The organism is Paenibacillus daejeonensis DSM 15491, assembly GCF_000378385.1.
GTDB lineage: Bacteria > Bacillota > Bacilli > Paenibacillales > Paenibacillaceae > Paenibacillus_D > Paenibacillus_D daejeonensis.
In genome coordinates this window covers 900,974-923,911 of record NZ_KB899660.1, presented here as the reverse complement: position 1 = coordinate 923,911, position 22,938 = coordinate 900,974, and the positions used below count along the sequence as shown (strand labels likewise).

Sequence of the window (22,938 nt, the reverse complement as noted above, 5' to 3'; positions counted from 1 at the left end):
CATGACCCTGGAGTCCGTATGATGGAGAGGGCGGCCTGTGTTTGATTCCGGTCAATTATCTGGACTGCCTGGCTTGCCCCATCATAACAACTAGGAGTCTTGCCGGATGCCTAAAGTGAACCTGTTTACGAAAATTATCGGCCTTGCCTTGATTATGCTGATTCCGATTCTGACGTTGTATTTTTATTCGAATCGGACAAGTACGGATATTATCGGCGAGGAATTAAATAAATCGAATGCCAGTCAATTGCTTTTCTTTCAAAATGAAGTCGATGCCAGTATCGACGCCATTGCTCTATGGCCGGACCTGCTCATCCAAGACCCGGACATTTCTTCCCTACGGGATATCTTTAACGAGATGCCAGAGCTCGATCTGCGGACCACGACCCTGATTCGCCGCATTCAGACCAAGCTCGCGATTCAAGAGAGCTCGCTCAAATGGCGCAATACGCTGCATATCTATTCGCCAGTGCTGCAGCGGGACATTTCCGCCCTGGATGTGACCGTCTATGATAGCGAGCAGCTCAAGCAGCGACTGCGACCGGGCTGGCAGGTGAGCAACACGGGTTCGGCTGAGCAGCCCCAGTATACCTTCTCTCGGTTCGCGGTGACCCCGTATTCGAGCTACGAGGATCCCGGCAATTTCAACCTGATCATCGAGGTGCGGTTTAGCGGCAGTAATATTATTGATATGTTGGATCAATTCAAAAGCGGCGGCCGTTCCGATCCGTTCTATTACCATCCAGATACGGGGGCTATCTATAACCGCACGGCTGATCGTGAGCTGATTGGCGAGGTTATTCAGTCGTTAGCGAATCGTTCGCTTTCCACGCAAGAAAGTCGTACGGTGCATCTCGGCAATCAGGACTATTTGGTTAACAGGGTTCAGTCCGAAGTGCTCGGTTGGCATCTGATTGATTACATTCCGATAACAGAGATTTTACGTCCAATTGAGCAGGCAAACCGGCTATTTTATATTTCCATCGCGGGTCTGCTGCTGCTGTGCAGTATCGGAGCATACCTGTTATATGCGCAAGTGCAGGTCCCCATCAAACGGCTGGTCATCGGTTTCCAACGTCTCAAGAATGGCGATTACTCCGTACGGATCAAGCCAAAGGGGTCCAGTGAGTTTGGCTTTTTGTACACCCGATTTAATCTGATGGTTGCACAAATTCAGGAGCTCTTCGAGACCGTCTATCTGGAGCGCATTCATGTCCGGGAGGCCCGCTTGAAGCAGCTGCAGTCGCAGATTAATCCGCATTTCTTCTATAATTGCTTCTCCTTCATCTCCAGCATGGCCAAGCTGGAGCAGAACGGGGCGGTAGTGGCCATGTCGCACCATCTATCCGTTTATTACCGGTACACCACGAGACAGGAACGCGAGCTGGTCACGCTCTCGGAGGAGGTTCATTTTGTCACAAGTTATCTGGAAATTCAAAAGATGCGGATGCCAAGGCTGGATTATCAACTGGATATCCCACCCGATATGCTCCTATTGGAAGTACCGCCGCTCATGCTGCAGCCATTGGTTGAGAATGCCGTACTGCATGGAATTGAATCCAGCGCTAGCGCGTCCATCATACGAATTACAGGGATGTGGACAGCAACCGGCGCGGAATTAACGGTTGAGGACGACGGCAAGGGCATGACGCCGGATGCCATGCAGTCGCTGCAGCATAAGATGCACAAGCAGATGGATGAAGAGATGGGATGCGGACTGTGGAATGTGCACCAACGGATGCTGCTGCGCTTCCGTGAAGGCGCAGGACTGATCTTCGAAGCATCGCCGCTCGGCGGCGTACGTGTCACGATCCGATGGCAGCCGGGGCTGCCTGGAGAGGAGCTGAAGCAATGATTGATATTTTATTGGTGGATGATGAAGTGTATGTGACCTCCAGTTTGGCCAAAACCATTCCCTGGGCTGCGATGGGGATCCGTCACGTATACCAGGCCGCTTCTGCATCAGAGGCTCTAGCGCTTCTGGAGGAGACGCCTGTGGATATTGTTGTTACGGATATTGCAATGCCCGAGATGGACGGCTTGGCGCTGCTGCAGGTCATCGGTGAGCGCTGGCCGCATATCAAAAGCATATTGCTCACCGGCCATTCGGATTTTCAGTATGCGCGCAAGGCCGTCCAATTACAGGCGTTTGACTATATTCTAAAGCCGCTGAATGACGAGGAGTTTGTCCAGATTCTTTCCGGTGCCATCGACGCGCTCAAGGATGAATGGGCGCAAGCGGAGAAGATGCATCAGCTGCAATATAGCCGTAAATCAGATTTCAAGGTGCTTCGAGCCAATCTACTAATGGACTTGGTGCTTGGCCGGCAACTATCTCCCAAGACCCTTCAGGAGAAGTTGCTGCAATACGAGATTCCGCTGGTAGCGGATAAGCCTACTGTGCTGATGCTTGTTCAGCTTGGGCGTCAATTCTCACATCTGGATTACAATTCAATCGCCTTAATGGAATTTGCTGTCGGCAATATTGCAGAGGAATCGTTTGATGGAGAGTTCCGGGTGTGGCATGGCAAAGCGCCGCATGAGTACCTGATTCTACTCATTCAACCCCTAAGTGACGCACCTCCGAGCGTACAATATAGTACGGATGGCCGGAACAAACGCCAGGCGCTGCTGGCAGAGCGGGCCAAGACGTTTCGGACCAATGTGAGTAGTTATCTTAAAGGGGATATCTCCATTGTGGTGACTGAATGGTTCCAGTTTCCTGACGCGCTCTCGGCGGCTTACCGTTCTGGCCTAGGAACAATGTTCATGATTGCACAGGAGGATCAGCACACGATTCATTATCTGGAGGAACGCGCCGGGCGGGACCGTATCCATGTCAAGTCATTGGAGAGCCTCTACAAGCCGCCTACGCTGATCACTCTGTTAGAGTCGAAACGGTGGGAAGCGGTCCGTGAGAAAATTGGCGAGGTGTTGGGCGATCTGACCAAGACGGGCTACTCTCGGGAGCATCTCTATGAGGTGTACCTGGCCCTGACCAACGCCTACCTCTACATTGCCCATCGCCAGGGCCACTACGTGACGCAGATAGAGGAGCTGGGGATTGATTTTATCCTGGATCAGACCGTTGTGCTCTCGCCAGAGCGGCTGAAGGCCTGGTCGGACGGAGTATTGGTGAAGCTGGAGATGGAGCTGGCGCAGAAGGACGAGAGCACCAAGAGCTTTATCGTTAAGCAAGTACATGAAATTGTTGCCAATAACCTGAGCCAGGATACCACGGTAAAAACCATCGCAGACCGGGTGTTCTTGCACCCTGTTTATCTATCCAAAGTATTTAAGGCCGAGACGGGCGAGAGCCTGAGCGATTGGATCATTGGCTACAAGATGGAGCGGGCGCTTTATCTGCTCAAGCATACCAATAAGAAAATTTATGAGATTACAAGTGAACTGGGCTATCAAAACCCGCAGTATTTCAGCAAGACCTTCAAAAAATACTATGGCGCGACCCCGCAGGAATTTAGAGATCATTAAACAGGTTGCAAAAGGTGCAGATATGTTCGGATTGTGACATAGGCCAGAGCAAGCCCCCCGCCTATAATTATATATGTAGACATTACTGAAGGGGGATTCCTATGATAGTCAAAAAAAGAGGGTTCGCTCACACCTTGTGCATGCTGCTGATTGTGTCCATGCTGGCAGCTTGCTCCAACAGCGGTGGAGGCAATGAACCGGCAAATCCGGGGGCGTCAACCAACGGCGGCACGGCCGGCACGACTGAAGAAAACCCTTACAAGGACAAATACGATCCGCCAGTTGCCATCTCAACCGTATGGGGTGTTGATCCGGCGCTGACGTTCCGGGATGGGGAGTCGATTGAAAACAGCGTAGCAACCCGTTGGGCGCTGGAGACGCTGGGTATCGAGGTGAAATCGCTGTGGTCGGTTACGGACACCAACAATGCTTTTGTTACCAAGGTCCGTCTGGCGATGTCCTCTGGACAACAAATGCCCGATATTATTACCGTCAATGATCAGCTGCTTGCACAGGATCTGATTGATTCCGGCCGATTCCAGGATGCCGGTGCCTTGTTCGATCAATATGCGAATGAGAAATGGAAAGCTGCGATGAGCCTTGACCCCAATGTATGGAATGCCTATACGAAGGATGGCGTCCGTATGGGCATCCCGGTTCTCGACTACGCTTACAATAACGACTACCTGCTCTGGATCCGCCAGGACTGGATGGATGCGCTGGGTCTGGACGCACCGGAGACCATTGCGGACCTGGAGGAGATGATGGAGGCATTCCGCAACAATAATCCCCAAGGATTGAGCCCAGAGCAAGTAACTCCGCTTAGTGTAGGGTTCAAATCATCTATGAATACATGGATGGGCGATCCATCCTGGGTATTCGGTGCTTATGGGACAATACCATCTCAATGGAACGAAGCCGAGGACGGCTCTCTAATGTATGGCTCTGTTCATGAGGGGATGAAGGAAGGATTGCTCAAACTCAAGGAGTGGCGCGACAAAGGGTATATTCCTAAAGAAGCGGCGCTCTGGGATGAGAATAAAACCTCGGAGCCTGCCGTAGCCGGCACCGCAGGGATCATCCCTGGACCTTACTGGATGAGTGGATGGCCGCTTCTGGATACCGAGAAGAATGTGGAGGGGGCCGTATGGAAGCCCTATCCGATTCCTACGGGAGAAGACGGTACAGCGATGCGGCATGGCACACATTTCTTCAAGGGCGTAACCTTGATTAATAAAGACATGGCGCATCCCGAAGCTTTCTTTACGTATCAAAATTACTTGTTCGACAATCTTGCGGATCCGCAAGAGGGCAGTCCGTTCGAATACGGTGTGTTTGAAGGGTATGATTACGCGCTGGATGCCAACGGCAACCCGCTCTATCTCGACGATGTGCCGGGAGGTACAATCACGGCACCGCTGCGCTACTTCCTGGTTCGCGACGGTGCGCGGATCCCGGATGTGCAGTTCCAGGCTCTTATGAATCTGGCTGATGGCAAAGAGCCGACGACTTACCGGGAGAAGGAGCTTGTCTCCAGCTATGGTCCGGAAACGGCATTGGCGGCTACGGTAGTAATGGAGCAGGAGGAGATTTCTAAGAAGGAAATGTTTGTTGGTCCGCCAACGAGTACGATGAAGTCACGCATGGATTATTTGAAGAAAATCGAGGCCCAGACCTTTAACGAGATTATTTTTGGTGAAAAGCCAGCTGAAGCGTTTGACCAGTTCGTGGCCACCTGGAAATCCTCAGGCGGTGATGATATTACAAGCGAAGTCAATGAATGGTACAACACGATTAAGTAAAGGGTAGAGTCAGGCCCCCGCAACTCGGTGCGGGGGTCTTTCATTAGGTTCAGGGCCGCTGCTAGCGCTCCATGTTCAAGGTTTAAAAATAGTTGTATTTGTACCCTATATGTTGCTTTTTGCCTGCTTATGAGCCGAATGCAGCATTGCTATACTTGAGGTATACAATACAACTTCGCAGGGGGAAGAGGCACATGGAGCAGACACAGACACCGGCTGTCAAAGCCGGCAAGCAGACGCGGGGAAACCGCCCGCCACGCCAATCATTCTTCTATTATCTGGCCAAGCAATGGCCATTTCACGTGATGGTCCTGCCCGCCTTGGTGTTTTTGATTTTGTTTGCCTATTTGCCAATGGGCGGCTTGGTTATGGCATTTCAGGATTTCAAACCATGGCTTGGACTTACCGGCTCAGAGTGGGTGGGACTGGATCAGTTCCGCTACTTGTTCGAAAGAGAGGATTCCCTCCAGGTCATCTGGAATACGCTGGTTATCGCTGTCTTCAAGATGGTGCTCAATCTGTTGGCGCCCTTCGGATTTGCCATCCTGCTCAACGAAATCCGCAAGCAGCTGTTAAAGCGCTTCGTGCAGACCTTGGTTTATCTGCCCCACTTTCTGTCCTGGGTCATCCTCGGAGGCATTCTAACCGACCTGCTGTCGACTGAAGGCGGGTTGGTCAACCGCATACTGACCGGTGTGTTCGGCATGGAGCCGATTTTCTTCCTCGGGAATGGCGATTGGTTCCGGTTTACCGTTATTGTCTCGGACGTGTGGAAAGAATTCGGGTTCGGCACCGTGGTCTTCCTGGCGGCGCTGGCCGGCGTCAATCCGGCGCTCTACGAAGCGGCTGAGGTAGATGGAGCCAACCGCTGGAAGCAGACGCTCCATATTACGATCCCGGCCATGCTGCCCATTGCCATTGTCGTCGGCACACTGGCGCTCGGCAATGTACTCAATGCGGGCTTCGACCAAATCTTCAATCTGTACAATCCGCTAGTCTATGCCAAGGGCGATATCATCGACACCTTCGTCTACAGGGCCGCGATTCTTAACGGGGAGATGGGCTTCGGAACAGCCATCGGCTTGTTCAAATCCGTCATCAGCTTCGTCTTGGTCGTTATGTCCTATCGGATGGCTTACAAACTTGCGAACTACAGAATCTTCTAGAAGGGGGTGGCCTGGATGTACTACAAATCGCCAACCTATAAAATCTTCAATATTTTTAACATCATCCTACTGGTGACGCTGGCGCTGCTCTGCATCATTCCGTTGATTCACGTGCTTGCAGTATCCCTCAGCTCCAAAGTCGCAGCCGATGCCAATATTATCGGCTTATGGCCCGTCGATTTTACTCTGGAAGCCTATAAAAAAACAACCAATAATCCGGTCTTCCTGAGCTCGATGTGGGTTTCCGTACAACGTACGATAATTGGCACGGCATTAACACTGGCTCTGGCCTTTTTGGCGGCCTACCCGCTCTCCAAGGAGACGTCGGCGTTCCGTGGACGCAATGTGTATGCGTGGCTGTTCGTTTTTACCATGTTGTTCAATGGCGGTCTGGTCCCATTCTACATGGTCATTCAACGTCTGGGCCTCATGGATAGCTTCTGGGTGCTGGTGCTGCCAGGGGCAGTCAATGTGTTCTTGACCATCCTCATGCTGAACTTCTTCCGCGGGATCCCCAAGGAAATGGAGGAAGCATCGCTAATCGATGGAGCTGGACACTTCCGGACCCTATTCAGCATCTACCTGCCGGTGTCGTTGCCTGCGATCGCTACGATTTCGTTGTTCAGCATGGTCTTCCACTGGAACTCATGGTTTGACGGCTTGCTCTACATTGGCGATCCCAGCCGCTATCCGCTGGCCACCTTCCTGCAGACGGTCATCATTCAACGCGATATGAGCTCGATGAGCATTAATCCGGCCGAGATGGCTCTTATCTCTCAGAAGACGGTGAAATCGGCGCAAATATTCATTGGTGCTCTCCCTATCCTGCTAGTTTATCCGTTTCTGCAGCGTTTCTTCGTAAAGGGGCTCGTCATGGGTTCGGTTAAAGAGTAGAATATCGGATAAAAGGTTTTGCTATTAATCCAGAAGTCCACTCCGTCTTTACTAGATGGGGTGGGCTTCTTTTTCATCCACAGCATTCGACATTATTTTTATAAATGCAAGAATCTGGAATTCATTTAAACTAGTCTTAAAGTTGCTATGGTACGCTGAGACCTATTCAACTCATAGGAAAAGAGGATTATCGTGAAGCCAAAGAAAAAAACGCAAATTGCAAAAAGATATCTATCGTTCTTGATGTGTCTGACGCTCTTATTGGGGATCGTGCCTCAGGGCAGTGTAACTGCTATAAGTGATTCGCCCGATACTTGGGTCGAGCAAGAGACGACCCTTGGCAATCTGCCAGTGGGAACCGTTGTCCGGGATCAGAATGGGTATACGGCTCCGTGGATTGTTCTATCCCAGTCTCACTTTGGAGCGAATCGCACATTATTATGGGAGCAAGAGACCCGGATCGCCAGAGCGTTTACGGCCACGTTTGTCTTAAGCTGGAGTCAGTCGGAAATGAGGCAGTATTTGCGTACGGAGTTTTACAACAACTTGTCAGCAAGATTTCAAGATAGCATCATGTCCTCAACGACCCACACAGATAATGAAATGAATTCGGACGAAACGGTTTTTATCTTATCTCTGGCCGAATTGGGGTATGAGCATTTGTATTCAGGCAACACGCCACCTGCCACAGATCATGGTAGCAAAATTGAGGGTGTTGATGCTTACCTTCACAATCATGAGTCATATTGGACACGCTCCGCTTTTAATCCAATGACGATTTACTTTTACTACGCCGATGGCTTTGGCAGCGGTCACTTAAACTTCACTGGGACTCATGTCGCCACGAACCACGTTCGTGCTGCAGTTAACCTGCAGTCGGATACAGCGGTTTATGGACCCTATGGCGAGGAAGGCTATTACACGCTATTTGACCCCCTTCCTTTTGCTGGAGGCAGTGGCGAAGAGGACGATCCATATTTGATTGCAACGGCAAGGCATTTGCACAATATCCGGGAGGACCTGAATGCCCAGTATCGGATTGTGGAGGATATCAATCTAGAGGGCAGGGGATGGGAACCGATTGGGGACGTCTTTGAAGGCGGGTTTGAAGGCGCGTTAGACGGGCAGGGATTCACGATCAGCGGACTGACGATCTCGTTACCTGGCAGTAATCAGGCTTTGTTCGGTCATATCGGTCCGCAAGGCAGCGTCAGCCACCTTTATTTGGAGGATGTAGATCTATCACCGGAATTTGGAGATAGCATTGCCGGACTGGCTGCAAGAAACGAGGGCATGATCCATGATGTTCATGTCACAGGACAGATTCACGGCGACAGCTCTGTAGGAGGGCTTGTAGCTGTGAACACAGGCACAATTACGGCCTCGTCTGCGAAGATTCAGCTCTCAGGGGAGAATAACATCGGTGGTCTTGTTGGGGACAATCGAGGACGAATCACCCAATCCTTCGCCCGAGGTACTGTTATAGGGGAGCAACACTCAGGGGGACTGGTCGGATTCAATTTTACAGGAGCCATTCATGACTCTTTTTCAGAGGTTACTGTACAAGGAAGTGAAGCTGTAGGTGGCCTGGCCGGTTTTCACTCCGGCACAGCTGGGGTTGAATCGTCCTATGCTTTGGGGTCGGCTAGCGGAGAAATTGCTGTCGGTGGATTGATCGGGAGGAACTATGGCAACGTAGAGACTTCTTACTGGAATGAGAATGCGTATGCCGCTGACGCTCCGGACAACGAGGTTGGCGTAGCGGTGACCGCAGAGGCGTTGAACCAGCCCTCTACGTTTGCAGGATGGGATTTCGATACCGTATGGTACGCCTATCCGGGCAAAGAACCCTTCCTGCAATGGATGGACCCACTTATTGAAGTGGAAGTCAACGCAGCTCGCACGCAGCTCACGCTGAGAGATCCTATGGCCCAATTAAATGTCCAGGCCCATCATCAGAGCGGCGCGTCGTATGGCGCAACACAAACGGCCCGCTACGAGGTGACAGATGGTCAAGATGTCGTTGAGGTGGATAGCCATGGAGAAGTGACCGCCAAAACGGCTGGTGAGGCTGTCATAACCGTCATCGTATCGGGTGAAGAGAACACCATCGACTTGACCGTCCAGGTGGATACAGTTGTAGATGTATCCCGGTTGACACCAATCGTAGTGGAGTATGGAACCGAACGAAGTGATCTAACGCTGCCAGAGCAGGTAGAGATCACCCTAAGCGGGGGTGAAATCGTAGAGACGGATGTGACCTGGGATACCGGGGAGCCGGAATATAGTGGACTGGAAGCTAGAAACTATCGATTCACCGGGGAATTGTCGCTGCCGCTGGGGGTTGTGAATGCTTCAGGGGCCAAGGCGGAAGTCTTAGTAATTGTCCTTCCTCTTATGGAACTGCCAGCGATTGAAGTACCCTTCGGCACCGAACGCAGTGCGCTGCCCTTGCCGAATCAGTTAGAAGGCACTGGGGAGAATGGAGAGACAATAAGTGTAGACGTAACTTGGGACGACGGTACACCAACCTATAACAGGCAGCAACCCGGAACCTATAGATTCGAAGGTGTGTTTAGACCAGATCCGGCTTTGGGGCTACCAGCTACCCTGCGAGTACACGTGAGTGTGACGGTTCAAGCTAGAGTAGAGCAGCCTGGCCCAATCCTTGTACAACCGGGGCCGCCTTCTCCGGGCCCTGGCAATCCTGGAGGCAACACGCCGGATGAAGGTTCGCCAGATGGAGATTCGTCTAATGGTACGGATAGCGGAACAAATCCGCCACCTCAAGAGCCTGAGCAGCCGGAAGTACCCACACCCCAGCCCGTATTTGAACCGATGGATATGGCGGGACATTGGGCGGCAGACAGTGTACGCAGACTGATTGCACTAGGCGCTATTAGCGGCTATCCGGATCATACCTTCCGGCCTAATGCAGGGATCACGAGAGCTGAGTTTGTTACGGTGTTGGTGAAGGCATTGAAGCTGGAAGCCAGGGTAGGACGTACATTCACGGATACGGAGCAGCATTGGGCAGCTGAGGCTATATCCACAGCCCATGAGCATGGCTTGATAAATGGCTATTCCGATACTCACTTCGGTCCAAATGACCCAATCACGAGGGAGCAGATCGCGCGGATTCTTCAGCAGGCGTTCCAGATTCAGAGATCGGAGGATTCTTCGTCGAGTTTCATGGATCAATCGGACGTCTCTCCATGGGCAATCGAAGCCGTGAATGCACTCGCTCAACAAGGTGTTTTGACGGGATACTCGGATCGCCGCTTTCTCCCGAAACAAGGGGCGACACGTGCTGAAGCGGCTGTCATTGTGATGCGTGCTCTGCAGCTTCATTCCTAACCTGAATTGTTGTATTTGGCGCCGATGTCGATCGGCGCCAGTTTCTTTTTTGCGCAGCATGTCTAATGGCCAGACGAGCTTGACAAAGCCTGGGTTTTTCCACTAGGATTAAAGTCGGAATACCTATCGTTGTACCAGAGTAATGAGGAAAGAAGTGGAACCAGATGGGTCGTAAATGGAATAATATCAAGGAAAAGAAAGCGTCCAAGGACGCCAATACAAGTCGGATCTACGCCAAATTCGGCGTGGAAATCTATGTAGCCGCCAAGAAAGGCGAGCCGGACCCCGAGTCCAACCGGGCGCTCAAGGTCGTACTGGAGCGCGCCAAGACCTACAATGTGCCGAAGGCGATTATCGATCGTGCATTGGACAAGGCCAAAGGCAGCGGTGACGAGAACTATGTAGAGCTTCGTTACGAGGGCTTCGGACCAAGCGGCTCGATGATTATCGTGGATGCACTCACGAACAATGTCAACCGGACAGCTCCCGATGTGCGGTCGATCTTCAACAAGAATGGCGGCAATATGGGCGTCAGCGGATCGGTCTCCTATATGTTCGATGCCACTGCTGTTGTTGGTGTGAACGACAAGACAGCTGATGAGGTCATGGATATTATTCTGGAAGCCGACGCTGATGTACGTGACATTCAGGAAGAGGATGACGTCGCTATCGTCTACGCGGAGCCAGATCAGTTCCATACCGTACAAGAAGCGCTGCGGGGTGCCGGAATTGAGGAGTTCGCAATCGCCGAGCTGTCGATGATTGCCCAGAACTATGTGACGCTGGACGGCGATGCACTCGCTCAGTTCGAGAAGCTGATCGATACGCTCGAGGACCATGACGATGTTCAGCAGGTGTATCATAATGTGGAGTTGCCGGAGTAAGACCAACAAAAGAAGCGACGCTTGATGACACAAGGCGTTGCTTTTTTGTTTGTTGACATGCAACCTATAGGTTGCCTATAATCAAGCTATGAGTGATGCTAGAGATGCGATTTTTAAGGCGCTAGGTGATCCGACACGAAGGATTATCCTGGATGAGTTATCTGAGCGAAACGGCCAGACCTTGTACGAGCTAACCGTGCGACTCATTTCAAACCATGAGCTCTCCATTACCCGACAAGGTATTGCGAAGCATCTTGCTGTCCTGGAAGAGGCTGCACTCGTTAAATCGGAGAAAAAAGGGAAGTATCGCGTGTTAATGTTTCACAACGAACCGCTTAAACATTTGATGAGAGGATGGCTGGGTGATTCATGAAAATCATTGTGACCAGTATTTTTGTGGAGGATCAGGACAAAGCGTTGGCTTTTTATACGGAGAAGCTTGGCTTCATTAAGAAACATGACATTCCAATGGGCAAACACAGATGGATCACACTTGTTTCTCCGGAGGAGGAGAGCGGTACCGAGCTCTTGTTGGAGCCCAATGAACACCCGGCTGCAAGCGACTACCAGGAGCGCATCCGAGCGGACGGTATTCCGGCAACGATGTTCGGGGTAAAGGACATTCAGGAGGAGTATAAGCGCTTGAGTGAGCTGGGGGTTACCTTCACCATGGAGCCGACTCAGATGGGGAACGTGACGATTGCTGTCTTTGAAGACACCTGTGGAAATTTGCTGCAAATCGTGCAGCAGGGATAGGAGACTCAAATTATTGCATAAAGATAAACAATGTGAAAATAATCACATACCTCACGATCACGCTCCGTTATACTAAAAGCAACAAAACGAATGGAGCGTGAACGCGATGAGAGCCGAACAAGTAGACATCACCCGAAACCTGTTACACCACTGCTACACTTGTGATGACGCAGGATTCTGCCTGACCGAGGAGGCGTGCCGTCAGTGCTGGCTGGAGCACGGTTTGCTCGGAACAGAAATTGGTGAAGCCAATGAAACGCAGACCCTGATGCAGGCCTACTATGAATAACCGTTAGGGTTGTGGTAGCCAGATACTATTAATTCCTCTATACTGGCATTGAACTAGAATGGAGGATTGTCCCAATGTCTGAATTACCGAATTGTCCCGTATGCGAATCCCCGTACACCTATGAAGACGGAGCCTTGCTGATCTGTCCGGAATGTGCCCATGAATGGAGTGACAGCGCCACGGCTGAACTCGAGGAAGAACGAATCTTCCGGGATGCGAACGGTCATCCATTGCAAAATGGAGATACGATCACAGTCATCAAGGATCTCAAAGTAAAGGGCAGCTCGTCTGTCATTAAAATCGGAACCAAAGTTAAAAACATACGCTTAGTCGAAGGCGACCACGATATTGATTGCAAAATCGACGGTTTTGGTGCAATGAAATTGAAATCGGAGTTTGTTAAAAAAGCCTAACGCCAAGAAGTTTGTCCAGTTAGGAATGTCCACCCTTGCTCGCACATACATTTGTGATGAGGGAGAGTGGAGCAAACATGGTAATCGAGATCAGCGTAGTCGTTGCAGTCCTTGCTTTTAGTTGCTTGGTGTACTACGTCATTCAGATTCTGAACAAGGGAATGTCTACGCTTAGCGAGACCAATAAGACCTTGACAGAAGTCCGGAATGCGGTACATGGTTTGACCAAGGAAGCAGGGCAATTCATTCACACGGCCAACGAGATTAGCACGGAAGTGAAGGGGAAAATGGAGACGATTGATCCATTGTTGGAATCGGTTCATGATGTGGGAGAGGTCTTGCAGAATGTCACCGATTCGGTGAAAAAGGCAACCACCCGGACGACACAAGAAGCAAATCCGCAATCCAGAACCGTCACACAGCCCCAACTCCGGGTAAAAGTGAAATAATGCCAACGGAAGTAGCTTTCGAGAAGGGCAACGCGGCCTAAGATGGCCGCTGTCAGTCTGAAGGCTATTTTTGTGTAGAAAAGAGGAATTACGGTGAAAGCTACTCCAGTGACGCTATCGCATAGCATTCGTTTAGCGGGGTATGCCGCTGACGCAAGTCTTAACGAGGACATCGAACAGGAACACATGATGGCGCGGAGTCAGAGATAGACGGATTGTATGAAGAGATTCAGGCTTGGTTGGTCGAGAACGGCTATGACGAGCAGCCGCGCTCGTTTGATTTCGAGCACTGGATCGGCCAGACTGGCACGGAGTTGGCAACGACACGGATTGTGATTTATATTCCTATATAGCGAGTCAGCAGCAGGTGGGCGATAGTTTCAAGGTGAAGTATCCTTCCTCGGTGACATGTGACGTTATTGCTCTGGGACGTCTTGCTCTAACGGACAACAGAGCCCTTATTTTGTCCAAAATGAGCGATCTGGAATTCTAACGGACATATAGGCGGTTATTGTGCATGAGGGGACCTATTTTCGTGTGTGATGGTTAAAATAACTGCATCTGTGGCCGTTAGGGGAATGAACCCTCCGAAAAGTCGGAAATAAGTGCGCCTGTGGCCGTTACAGGGGCAGCTTCCGATCTGCAAAAGGCCGGTAGGGCTTCCCTTTAGCTACCGGGATACTTCCCTTTTTGTAGAAGGCATCCTTCACCCGCCAGGTATGGCTTTTCTTATCGGATCTGCGAATGTAGACATAATTATACGTGGAGGTCGAATAGACACGATAGCCTGCATGGATGCAGTCTCTCAGAAATTTGGTATCCTCTCCAAGCGAGCGATCGGAAAACCAGTGCTTCTTTAGCACCCTGCGGTGAAAAAGTATCGTTCCACCCTGAACGAACCACTCTGGACGATTGGTATGTTTGGGCGAGCGAATGATGAGCTCCTTGGTAGCTTCTAAGTAGACCAGGCAGGCGTGTTTGCCGATGACGTCGCTCCTCGTGCGGATGAGCGCATTAACTTGCTCCTGCAGGTAGAAGGGGGAATAATAGTCATCATCGTCGAACTTGGCAATGAGCGGGTGCTTGGCTTTGGCGATTCCGCAATTGAGACATTGGCCGAGGGAGAGTTTTTCTGATACTTGATAGATTCGCACATGGGGCAAGCCCTTAGCCATTTGGCGGTAACGGTGCAGCTTCTCGCTGTCGTTATTTAAGATGATAATCAATTCTTTCGTGCGATATTGTTGTCTTGCATAATTGGCCAGCAAATTCTTGATAAACTGCGGACGATGCGTAGCGGTGATGATGGAGACACCCGGACTCCTGCCTGCTCCACTGTTCAACGGTCATGCCTCCTTTATTCTCATTGGTTTAACCTATGAAGGGGTTTAGAGGGAGGTTCGGGCGGTGGGTGCAAAATAGAGATCAAGAGGTGGAAGAGATGGCGGATAACAATGTGGATCGAGGCATTAGCAAGGCTAGCCCAAGTGAAGTAGAAATTATGGACTCCTGGGTACGTAGGATTGCATCCGAAAGTGAAATAACAAGTAGTCATTGCGGAATTTTAGACGTGTATCCTTATTGCTTATCAGCAAGCGAATCAGAGAAGTTGCTATCCTCTTTCGAAGAACATAACTTAAAGTATGAATCAAACTTTTTGAACGTTATGAGTGCTATATATTTGGCAAATAATAAAGAAGTCATTGTTAGCTGCCCCAAAATTCATCTACTGGATGAGATTATTGACGAAGATATCTCCAATTTACAAACAACCGTTTTTAGAGTAACGGAGGTTAAGTATTTGCAACTTTTCGTCAGACTGGCTACAAGAGAGCTGCTTTTTTCAGATTTCTATTTCCCGTATTTAAAGACGCTGATTCAAGGGAATTGGGAATTATGTTTTCCCGTGTTTTCATTGGAAGAGCTGGATTTGAAGAAAGTCACTGATCTGGCACGTGTTCATAACCTCTATGTAAGGCGTTAATCGGGGGAGGTTGACGCTTCCTTCTTAGTGGGATATATTATTAATTAATAAACGTTTATTAATTAATAATGATGAGGTGAAACGTATGGCTCGACCTAAGGCGTTCTCAGACGAAAAAATTTTCCGCGGCGTACTCACGGCATTAAGCGAAGTGGGGTATGCCAAGCTCACACTTAGTACGATTGCTAAGCGAATTGGCGTATCACCGGCGGCGCTGATCCAACGATTTCAAACGAAGAACGACCTGTTCGTGGCTTTTTTTGATGATTTGAATACAGTATCCGAGCAAGCCATCCAGGAGGCCAAGCAGTTGCCGTCCGGATTAGAGGGCATTCGTGCACTAGCTTATCTATGGATTACTGCTGATGGGGATCCGATTCACTGTGCGAATATTGCTTCGTTCTACACGGATTGTATTAGCGAGCCCGAACTGCGGGAGAAGGCTAAACAGCGCTTGATTATGGTGGACCAAGGAATTCAAGAGCTGCTGTACAAAGCGGTTCAGACCGGTGAGTTAACGTCCTGCCCCGTCCCTCAATTGAGCCGGGTGCTGCAGTCGGCAGTCACCGGGGCTTTGCTCATGTGGGCAACGAATGGCGAAGATCCCCCCGAAGACTGGATCAACGATTGTATGGACGTCGTGCTCGGTCCCTATCTGGTTGAAGGGAGGTCACCATCATGAGTCGGAATATGGTGAATCGGAAGGCGAACATTCAGGGTTTCGAAATGAACTACTATACTGCAGGCGACAGTGGGCCTGTCGTTGTGTTAGTACACGGAGCAGGCGTCGACTCGGCGATGTTGTCCTGGCGTGAGGTTATCCCGCTCTTGGCGCAGCATTACCGCGTCTATGCACCGGATATGCCAGGCTATGGATTGACGGGCTACAAGGAAGGTGTGGAGTATACCAACACGTTCTATACGCAGGTTCTACGAGACTTTATTCACGAGTTGCAGCTCGATCGTCCGGTTGTGATAGGGTTGTCCATGGGCGGAGGCATCGTTCTCGAATTTGCATTGACCTACCCCAACCACTTGCAAGCGCTAGGACTGATTAATTCCAATGGCATTCTGGATCGTTGGGAGTACCATGCGTTCACTTATCATTTCTATGTCAATACGCCGCTCAACACCCTCTCCTATAAATGGATGGCCAAGAACCGCATGTTTGCCCGCTCGATTGTCGTCTCCGGCTTATTCTATGATCCCCAGAATGTGACGGAAGGGCTGATGGATGAGGTACAGGAGGCGGCGCGCATCCCGAATGCCGGAAGAGCCTTTGCGATATGGCAAAAAAGCGAGTATCTGGGAAAGCAGGGACTGAGGAGCGATTTCAGATCGCGGATGCCTGACATAACCGTGCCTACCTTTATCGTACATGGCACGGAGGATCGGACGGTGCCAGTCGCCCATGCTCATAAGGCGCATGAGTTAATTCCCGGTTCGGAGCTGTTCCTCGTTGAAGAGGCCCGACACTGGCCGCACAAGGAGAAGCCGGATGAGGTGGTGGGGATAGTGCATGGGTACCTCATGAAAACACTCAAAAATTTATCCTAAACCCTTGAGAATATATGACAATGGAGCTAATTTAAATAGTAGAGAAAAAGTGAATTGGAGGAGAGTATGAAGGATCCCAAAATGCTAGAGAAAAAAGAGCAGTTGTTACAATTAGTCAAAGGATTTTGTGAAAAATATCTCGATGAAGATTATGAGCAGCTAGCATGTAAAATGGTAGAAAAGCTAGGGAGAAAACGGACAGTTCCATTTATGCGAGGCAAGCTTGAGATTTGGGCTGCTGGTATCATTCATGCGATCGGTACAGTAAATTTTTTGTTTGATAAAAATTCTGAGCCTTATGTATCGGTACATGACATTTGTGAGTACTTCGCTACGGCTCAAAGTACGACTTCGCAAAAATCCAATACATTACGTGAAATGTTTAAGATGAGTTATTTTGATGGTGAGTTTGCCACAAAGTCTACGCAACAAAGCAACCCATTAAACAATATGGTTTCGATCAATGGGTTGATTATTCCTGCTGATTTTTTAAGAGATAAAAAATAATAAGCATGCCAATGAGTTACTTTCTTGCGTTCAAGACACATTAATGCCTCCTCTCTTGTGACCAAAAGTACATGACAAATCTTGCTACATTCGTTATGATAGGCAAGACAATTGAATCGTATATAGCTACAGGTGCCAGGGATGATATTGAGATCATGGACTGGTTAAAAGGGAAGCGGGTGTAACTCCCGCGCGGTCCCGCCGCTGTAAAAGAAGAGTTCGTGCCAAATGCCACTGGGTAACCGGGAAGGCGGTACGGATGATGACGCTTGAGCCAGAAGACCTGCCTGTCAGCTTGCAGTACACAATTCTACGATGGATAGGAAGGTGTTTATTTGGTATGCAACCCGTCAGGTTTGCTGCGACACCCCGCGTTCTTGAGAGAATGCGGGGATTTTTGCGTTTGCAGGACCACTGGCGGCAGGAACAACTACAAGCGTGTGAGAGAGGAATGGAAAACAAGAAATGAAACGCAAATTTCTAGCTTTATTTTTAATGCTGAGTATGATCTGGTCGCTAGTGTTGCCGGGAGTATCCTCAGGAAATGTACAAGCAGCAGAGGTCGCGGCGACAGGTTATGTAACAGTTGCGGTGGAGAAATTCACCCTTGGCCAAGGCTATATTCAAGTGCCAATTCAAGTCCCCTATTATGCTGGGGAGACGGCAGCTCATGTGCTGCTGCGGGCGATTGGCGATGAAAAATTAACCTATATGGGAAATGCCAGCAATGGATTTTATTTGAGAGCTGTTCATGATCCCAATGCAGGGGCGGTGCAAATTCCGGCTTACATCCTGGAACACGCCAACACGATCGGAACGCGTCAGAACGAAGCATGGCTGAGCGATTTCGATTATACGGATATGTCGGGCTGGATGTACACGGTGAATCATGTTCTGCCATCAGTAGGCATGGCAGCCTATCAGCCTCAAAACGGTGATGTGATTCGTTACCAATATACGGTGCACGGATGGGGGGCTGATATAGGGTTTGGCTATGAAGAAAACTATATTGAGCCCGCAGATAAGGATGAGCTGACTTCCAAGCTTGCGGAAATCAATAGCGATGCGAAATATATAAAGCTGATGGAGAATGCCGAGCTGCGGACCTCGTATGAGGAAGCGATGGCAGTTGCCGTAAATATCGAGAGCTCGGCTGAAAGCATAGGCAGTGCTCTGGCAAAACTAAGTGCGGCGCTGGCCAAGCATCACTCCGATGAGAGAGAGCGAATAGAGCGTCATCTTGAGAACAGTCTAGCGTACTTAGTAAGTAGTAAGCCTACGCCGATAGACGAACAAGAATGGTCTGTCTTCACATTGGCTCGCTCGGGATATCAGGTTCCAGAGGGATACTACCAGAACTATTATAAAAGTATAGAAGCCAAAGCAATTTTACAATCTGGCAGTTTTGGTACTACAAACACAGAATACGCTAGACGGGCCTTAACCCTTTCGGCAATTGGTGCCGATTTTAGAGATCTCGGGGGCTATGATTTAAGAGTCTTTATGGCAGATAGCACAAATTACAAACAAGGAATTAATGCTTACGTTTTTACCCTCATTGCATTAGATACACGTAACTATGATCTGCCTGTTCTCCATGAAGGTGAGAAGCAGGCTACAAGAGAAATGTTAATCGAAGGTGTTTTGTCTAGAGAAGTTAAAAGGGGGACAGAAGCCGCCGCAGGATGGGCATTCGGATCTGGTGTAAACGGGCCAGACCCTGATATGACAGGAATGGCTATTCAGAGTCTTGCTCCTTATTATGAAACTCACCCTAATGTAAAGGCTGCGGTAGACAGAGCGCTAGTTTGGTTATCGGATAATCAGAAGTCAGATGGTGGATACGAGAGCTGGAACGTAAAAAATCCCGAGAGCCCAGCCCAGGTTATTGTTGCTTTAACTAGCCTGGGTATTGATCCTCATACAGATCGACGCTTTATAAAGAATGGAAATTCTCCACTAGATGCTATGATGGGGTTTGCGGTAGAAGGCGGGGGGTTCGTTCATTCTTCGACTCAAACAAGACCTGATGGTATGGCAACCGACCAGTGCACCTACGCCCTGGTCGCCTATGACCGTTTCCTCAAAGGTCAGAATCGTCTCTATGATATGAGCGATGCGCCGGATAGCCTGCCGGGCGGTCTGCCGCCGATTGAGCTGACACTGCCGACAGGTGAACAGCCGGTCATCACAGTGCCGAACGATCAGCGGGCGTATGTCATTGCAGTGCAAGCGGCAGATCGCGACAAGGATGTCCGCATCGAGCTTGCGGAGGGCCGTACCGCAGCGGTTCGTCTCCAGCTGCCAGCTGGTGAACTGCCGCGCATCGAGGTAAATCAAGGCGGTGTAACCGTAGTTCTGCCGCAAGGCAGTGAAGTGACTTCAGGCTCAGACCAAGCGCTGACACTATTCGGTCCGGCCTCAATTACAGCAGCTCAGATAACGGACAAGCTGGCCGAAGGACAGGAGCTGGAAGCGATTGTCCGCCAGTTTGCCTTGGGCGGCGAGAGCCGCATGGCGTTTGACAGCTATGTGACCTTGACCTATCCGGGCCTTGCCGAGCATGGCGCTGCATTTGCCGAGCAGGATGAGCTGACGTTGATCCAGCACTTCGATAGTCAAGCTGCCGGAGAAGCAAGCGGAGCAGATGTCTTCTCCTACGATGCGGCTGGCAGCCTGGTCATCCAGACGAAGCATTTTACTGATTTCGTCGTCTATAAGCTGTCTCCTGAAGATTCGTCAGGCGGCGGGGGTGGCGGTGATCCCGGAACCAATCCTGGAACGCCTCCAGCTACACAAACCGTTACGGTTTCGGTAGACAAACAAACGATTGGCAAAGGTACTGTACTCGCGCCAACCACTGTTACCCTGCAAGCGGGCGATACGGCCTGGAGTGTATTGCAGCGGACGCTGGATGCACGTAATATCCCTTATGAGAGTAGATTTAGCGGTGAATTCGGTAGTGTCTATGTGGAGTCGATTGCCGGTGACGGTGAATTCGACCATGGTGAAGGCAGCGGCTGGATGTACAATGTCAACGGAACGTATCCGAATGTTGGTGCGAGTGCCTATATCGTTAAGAGCGGTGACAGTATCCAGTGGCGATACACAACCAACCTTGGCGCTGACCTGGGACAAGCGCCTTGGCCTGGTACGGACCCACCAGGCCCAGGTACCAATCCTGGAACTGGCGGAGGCATTCCTGGCGGAGGCGGAGCTTCCGAGCAACAAGCGCTCACTGTTCCTTCCACGCTGACAGCAGATTATACGATCAAGCTGACAGAGGAGCATAAGAAAGCCAAGCATTTGACGGTCAACGTCCCGTCATCCACGCACGCTGTACTGTTGGACCTGGCGGCTGTTGCTTCCAGCATTCCACAGCTGACAGCGACACGCGGGGAGCTGACGCTTCATATTGCGGAGGGTACCAAACTGACGGCTGGTGGTCCAGCCATTCGTTTGCTGCATGCCATTGAACCAACGTTAGAGCAACGCGAAGCCGCCATTCTCGCACAAGAGAACGAACAAACGAAGCTCAGTCGTGCGTTCACGCTGAACCAAGGCGAGCAACGTGCTGCGTTTGATCAGCCGCTCAGCGTAACGATTAAAGGCGGCGCCAAGCAACAGGCAGCTTACCAAGCGGGCGACGAGTGGCAGCAGCTGCGCGTCTATGCAAGTCAGCAAGCGGCACAAGCGTCGCAGCCAGGAGCGGTATATGGTTTCGTGCAGGGCCAGGACCTGGTGCTGCGTACCACCTCGGCTACCGCATTTATTACCTATACGGTGGAGTCGATTACTGCGCCGGAGCCGCAACCCGAACCAACCGATGCCAATGCCATCTACGATGACCGGGCCAGCATGGCTGCCTGGGCTTATGAGGGCATTGCCCGCGCCACGGAATATGGTTGGCTGCAAGGCAGCGAAGGGCTGTTCCGTCCGCAGGCCAGCATCACGCGTGCTGAGTTCACCAAGCTGTTGAGCGAGCTGCTGGAACTGCCGCTGTCCTCGTCTTCTGCGAGTGCATTTGACGATGTGCGTGCAGGCCAATGGTTCCACCCTTATGTCCAAGCCGCGTATGAAGCGGATCTGGTCAACGGCTACGGCAACCGCTTTGAACCGCAGCAGACCATTACCCGCGAGCAGATGGCGGTCATGATCGCCAGAGCCTTGGAGTTGCCTGCTGCATCCGGTAGCACCATTCTGACGGACGCGGCACAAATTGCTACATGGGCCCGTTCGGAAGTGCTAGCTGTCTACGCTGCCGGACTAATGACTGGCGACGCCAATCGCTTCCACCCGCAGCAGCAGGTGAGCCGTGAGATGGCTGCCGTTGTAGCGGTACGGGCGTTTGATTACCTGGAGGGGGCGCCGCTCCCTCCAGCTCCCGAGCCAGAGGTCCCGGCACCGGATGCTATGTTGCAACAGACCCAGCGCACCATCGCCGAAGCCGCTGCTTATCTGCAGCGCACCGTCACCAATCCCATCGTTACCAGTGTAGGTGGGGAGTGGACAGTGTTCGGGCTGGCACGTTCGCAGGAGCAAGTACCATCCGCTTATTATGATCGTTATCTGACTAACCTGGAGCAGACCCTGAAGGAGAAGGACGGGGTCCTGCACCGCTTAAAATATACCGAGTACGACCGTGTCATTCTGGCGCTGACCGCACTGGGACAGCCTGTAGATGATGTAGCGGGCTATAATCTGCTGCAGCCGCTGGCTGACTATGACACATTGATCAAACAGGGGATCAACGGTCCGATCTTCGCTCTCATCGCACTGGACAGCAGGGGATACGAAATTCCTGCGCATTCGGGTAGCGGGACACAAACCAGCCGTCAACAATTGGTTGATTTTATTCTGAACCGGGAGATTACGGGCGGCGGATGGACCCTGGATAGCAGCTCAAGCGAGGCAGATCCGGACGTTACTGCAATGGCGATTCAGGCCTTAACGCCTTACTACACGGGTCAAGCACGAGTCAAAGCAGCTATCGATCGCGGCATCGCCTGGCTCTCTGGCGCGCAAGGGGCAGACGGCGGCTACCTCAGCTGGAACGCCTCCAATTCAGAGAGTGCCGCGCAAGTGGTCGTAGCCTTGACCGGGCTGTCCATCGATCCACACACGGATCCACGTTTTATTAAAAATGGTCACTCGTTGCTGGAGGCGCTGCTAGGTTTCGCCGCTACCGGTGGCGGCTTCTATCATATCCTCCCCGGAGGACCGGATAATGGTGGGGCCAAGCCAGGGGAAGTCGATGTGATGGCGACCGATCAGGCATTGTATGCTCTGGTGGCTTATGAGCGTTTTGCGACAGGCAAGAGCCGTTTGTATGATCTATCCGATGCAAGCTAATTCTCGAAGCGACGGCAGGGGCAAGTATTGCCCTTG

19 protein-coding genes and 1 riboswitch are annotated in these 22,938 nt (G+C 51.0%); of the genes, 18 read left to right on the top strand and 1 reads right to left on the bottom strand.

Annotated features, from left to right (window positions below; genetic code table 11):
* The first annotated feature begins 106 nt into the window (after positions 1 to 106).
* The 13 genes from F556_RS0111220 (at position 107) to F556_RS37715 (ending at position 13,855) form a co-directional block, all read left to right on the top strand.
* On the top strand, positions 107 to 1,855 hold the full coding sequence (locus F556_RS0111220) for a sensor histidine kinase (protein ID WP_020617047.1): 1,749 nt from the start codon (positions 107 to 109) through the stop codon (positions 1,853 to 1,855).
* Entirely contained in the window at positions 1,852 to 3,492 is a 1,641-nt protein-coding gene (locus F556_RS0111215; RefSeq protein ID WP_020617046.1) for a response regulator, read from the top strand. The genes F556_RS0111220 and F556_RS0111215 overlap by 4 nt, the downstream gene beginning before the upstream one ends.
* Positions 3,493 to 3,593: 101 nt before the next feature.
* The gene (locus F556_RS0111210; RefSeq protein ID WP_026297236.1) at positions 3,594 to 5,294 is read left to right on the top strand and encodes a type 2 periplasmic-binding domain-containing protein; all 1,701 of its coding nucleotides are present in this window, start codon (positions 3,594 to 3,596) and stop codon (positions 5,292 to 5,294) included.
* A 305-nt stretch (positions 5,295 to 5,599) separates the two neighbouring features.
* Positions 5,600 to 6,460, top strand: coding sequence for an ABC transporter permease (locus F556_RS0111205; protein ID WP_051108706.1), 861 nt, complete (start codon positions 5,600 to 5,602; stop codon positions 6,458 to 6,460).
* A gap of 15 nt (positions 6,461 to 6,475) precedes the next feature.
* Positions 6,476 to 7,354, top strand: coding sequence for a carbohydrate ABC transporter permease (locus F556_RS0111200; protein WP_020617043.1), 879 nt, complete (start codon positions 6,476 to 6,478; stop codon positions 7,352 to 7,354).
* A gap of 192 nt (positions 7,355 to 7,546) precedes the next feature.
* Positions 7,547 to 10,711: an S-layer homology domain-containing protein gene (locus F556_RS0111195; protein ID WP_020617042.1), complete on the top strand. Its 3,165-nt coding sequence runs from the start codon at positions 7,547 to 7,549 to the stop codon at positions 10,709 to 10,711.
* A 164-nt stretch (positions 10,712 to 10,875) separates the two neighbouring features.
* Positions 10,876 to 11,595 (top strand): YebC/PmpR family DNA-binding transcriptional regulator, encoded by a 720-nt coding sequence (locus tag F556_RS0111190; protein WP_020617041.1) that lies wholly within the window; start codon positions 10,876 to 10,878, stop codon positions 11,593 to 11,595.
* An 88-nt stretch (positions 11,596 to 11,683) separates the two neighbouring features.
* Complete coding sequence (locus tag F556_RS0111185) at positions 11,684 to 11,968, top strand: ArsR/SmtB family transcription factor (protein WP_020617040.1); 285 nt, start codon at positions 11,684 to 11,686, stop codon at positions 11,966 to 11,968.
* Positions 11,965 to 12,351 carry a VOC family protein gene (locus F556_RS0111180; protein WP_020617039.1) on the top strand — a complete coding sequence of 129 codons (387 nt, stop codon included), beginning with the start codon at positions 11,965 to 11,967 and terminating at the stop codon, positions 12,349 to 12,351. The genes F556_RS0111185 and F556_RS0111180 overlap by 4 nt, the downstream gene beginning before the upstream one ends.
* A 106-nt stretch (positions 12,352 to 12,457) precedes the next feature.
* On the top strand, positions 12,458 to 12,640 hold the full coding sequence (locus F556_RS0111175) for a hypothetical protein (protein ID WP_020617038.1): 183 nt from the start codon (positions 12,458 to 12,460) through the stop codon (positions 12,638 to 12,640).
* A 74-nt stretch (positions 12,641 to 12,714) separates the two neighbouring features.
* Positions 12,715 to 13,053: a zinc ribbon domain-containing protein YjdM gene (locus F556_RS0111170; protein ID WP_020617037.1), complete on the top strand. Its 339-nt coding sequence runs from the start codon at positions 12,715 to 12,717 to the stop codon at positions 13,051 to 13,053.
* A 77-nt stretch (positions 13,054 to 13,130) separates the two neighbouring features.
* Positions 13,131 to 13,502: a DUF948 domain-containing protein gene (locus tag F556_RS0111165; RefSeq protein WP_020617036.1), complete on the top strand. Its 372-nt coding sequence runs from the start codon at positions 13,131 to 13,133 to the stop codon at positions 13,500 to 13,502.
* Between the two features lie 215 nt (positions 13,503 to 13,717).
* Positions 13,718 to 13,855 carry a hypothetical protein gene (locus F556_RS37715; protein ID WP_020617035.1) on the top strand — a complete coding sequence of 46 codons (138 nt, stop codon included), beginning with the start codon at positions 13,718 to 13,720 and terminating at the stop codon, positions 13,853 to 13,855.
* Between the two features lie 267 nt (positions 13,856 to 14,122).
* On the opposite strand, the gene F556_RS0111155 is transcribed toward F556_RS37715, so the two are convergent.
* Complete coding sequence (locus F556_RS0111155; RefSeq protein WP_020617034.1) at positions 14,123 to 14,845, bottom strand: glycosyltransferase family 2 protein; 723 nt, start codon at positions 14,843 to 14,845, stop codon at positions 14,123 to 14,125.
* Between the two features lie 68 nt (positions 14,846 to 14,913).
* On the opposite strand from F556_RS0111155, the gene F556_RS0111150 reads away from it, so the two are divergent.
* The 5 genes from F556_RS0111150 (at position 14,914) to F556_RS0111125 (ending at position 22,902) form a co-directional block, all read left to right on the top strand.
* The gene (locus F556_RS0111150) at positions 14,914 to 15,486 is read left to right on the top strand and encodes a hypothetical protein (protein WP_020617033.1); all 573 of its coding nucleotides are present in this window, start codon (positions 14,914 to 14,916) and stop codon (positions 15,484 to 15,486) included.
* A gap of 85 nt (positions 15,487 to 15,571) precedes the next feature.
* The gene (locus tag F556_RS0111145; protein ID WP_020617032.1) at positions 15,572 to 16,168 is read left to right on the top strand and encodes a TetR/AcrR family transcriptional regulator; all 597 of its coding nucleotides are present in this window, start codon (positions 15,572 to 15,574) and stop codon (positions 16,166 to 16,168) included.
* Positions 16,165 to 17,043, top strand: coding sequence for an alpha/beta fold hydrolase (locus tag F556_RS33715; RefSeq protein ID WP_020617031.1), 879 nt, complete (start codon positions 16,165 to 16,167; stop codon positions 17,041 to 17,043). The genes F556_RS0111145 and F556_RS33715 overlap by 4 nt, the downstream gene beginning before the upstream one ends.
* A 66-nt stretch (positions 17,044 to 17,109) precedes the next feature.
* Positions 17,110 to 17,550 carry a DUF6398 domain-containing protein gene (locus tag F556_RS0111135; protein WP_020617030.1) on the top strand — a complete coding sequence of 147 codons (441 nt, stop codon included), beginning with the start codon at positions 17,110 to 17,112 and terminating at the stop codon, positions 17,548 to 17,550.
* A 113-nt stretch (positions 17,551 to 17,663) separates the two neighbouring features.
* Positions 17,664 to 17,855: riboswitch (cobalamin riboswitch) on the top strand.
* Positions 17,856 to 18,045: 190 nt separating this feature from the next.
* Positions 18,046 to 22,902, top strand: a complete 4,857-nt coding sequence (locus tag F556_RS0111125) for an S-layer homology domain-containing protein (protein WP_211222559.1) — start codon at positions 18,046 to 18,048, stop codon at positions 22,900 to 22,902.
* Positions 22,903 to 22,938 lie beyond the last annotated feature (36 nt).

Excerpts from the sequence above, each read along its gene's own strand:
- F556_RS0111180 (WP_020617039.1), top strand. The coding sequence starts at position 11,965 with ATGAAAATCATTGTGACCAGTATTTTTGTGGAGGATCAGGACAAAGCG.
- F556_RS0111125 (WP_211222559.1), top strand. The coding sequence starts at position 18,046 with ATGCTGAGTATGATCTGGTCGCTAGTGTTGCCGGGAGTATCCTCAGGA.
- F556_RS0111185 (WP_020617040.1), top strand. The coding sequence starts at position 11,684 with ATGAGTGATGCTAGAGATGCGATTTTTAAGGCGCTAGGTGATCCGACA.
- F556_RS0111205 (WP_051108706.1), top strand. The coding sequence starts at position 5,600 with ATGGTCCTGCCCGCCTTGGTGTTTTTGATTTTGTTTGCCTATTTGCCA.
- F556_RS0111135 (WP_020617030.1), top strand. The coding sequence starts at position 17,110 with ATGAAGGATCCCAAAATGCTAGAGAAAAAAGAGCAGTTGTTACAATTA.
- F556_RS0111175 (WP_020617038.1), top strand. The coding sequence starts at position 12,458 with ATGAGAGCCGAACAAGTAGACATCACCCGAAACCTGTTACACCACTGC.
- F556_RS0111190 (WP_020617041.1), top strand. The coding sequence starts at position 10,876 with ATGGGTCGTAAATGGAATAATATCAAGGAAAAGAAAGCGTCCAAGGAC.
- F556_RS0111220 (WP_020617047.1), top strand. The coding sequence starts at position 107 with ATGCCTAAAGTGAACCTGTTTACGAAAATTATCGGCCTTGCCTTGATT.
- F556_RS0111145 (WP_020617032.1), top strand. The coding sequence starts at position 15,572 with ATGGCTCGACCTAAGGCGTTCTCAGACGAAAAAATTTTCCGCGGCGTA.
- F556_RS0111170 (WP_020617037.1), top strand. The coding sequence starts at position 12,715 with ATGTCTGAATTACCGAATTGTCCCGTATGCGAATCCCCGTACACCTAT.
- F556_RS0111215 (WP_020617046.1), top strand. The coding sequence starts at position 1,852 with ATGATTGATATTTTATTGGTGGATGATGAAGTGTATGTGACCTCCAGT.
- F556_RS33715 (WP_020617031.1), top strand. The coding sequence starts at position 16,165 with ATGAGTCGGAATATGGTGAATCGGAAGGCGAACATTCAGGGTTTCGAA.
- F556_RS0111200 (WP_020617043.1), top strand. The coding sequence starts at position 6,476 with ATGTACTACAAATCGCCAACCTATAAAATCTTCAATATTTTTAACATC.
- F556_RS0111210 (WP_026297236.1), top strand. The coding sequence starts at position 3,594 with ATGATAGTCAAAAAAAGAGGGTTCGCTCACACCTTGTGCATGCTGCTG.
- F556_RS0111165 (WP_020617036.1), top strand. The coding sequence starts at position 13,131 with ATGGTAATCGAGATCAGCGTAGTCGTTGCAGTCCTTGCTTTTAGTTGC.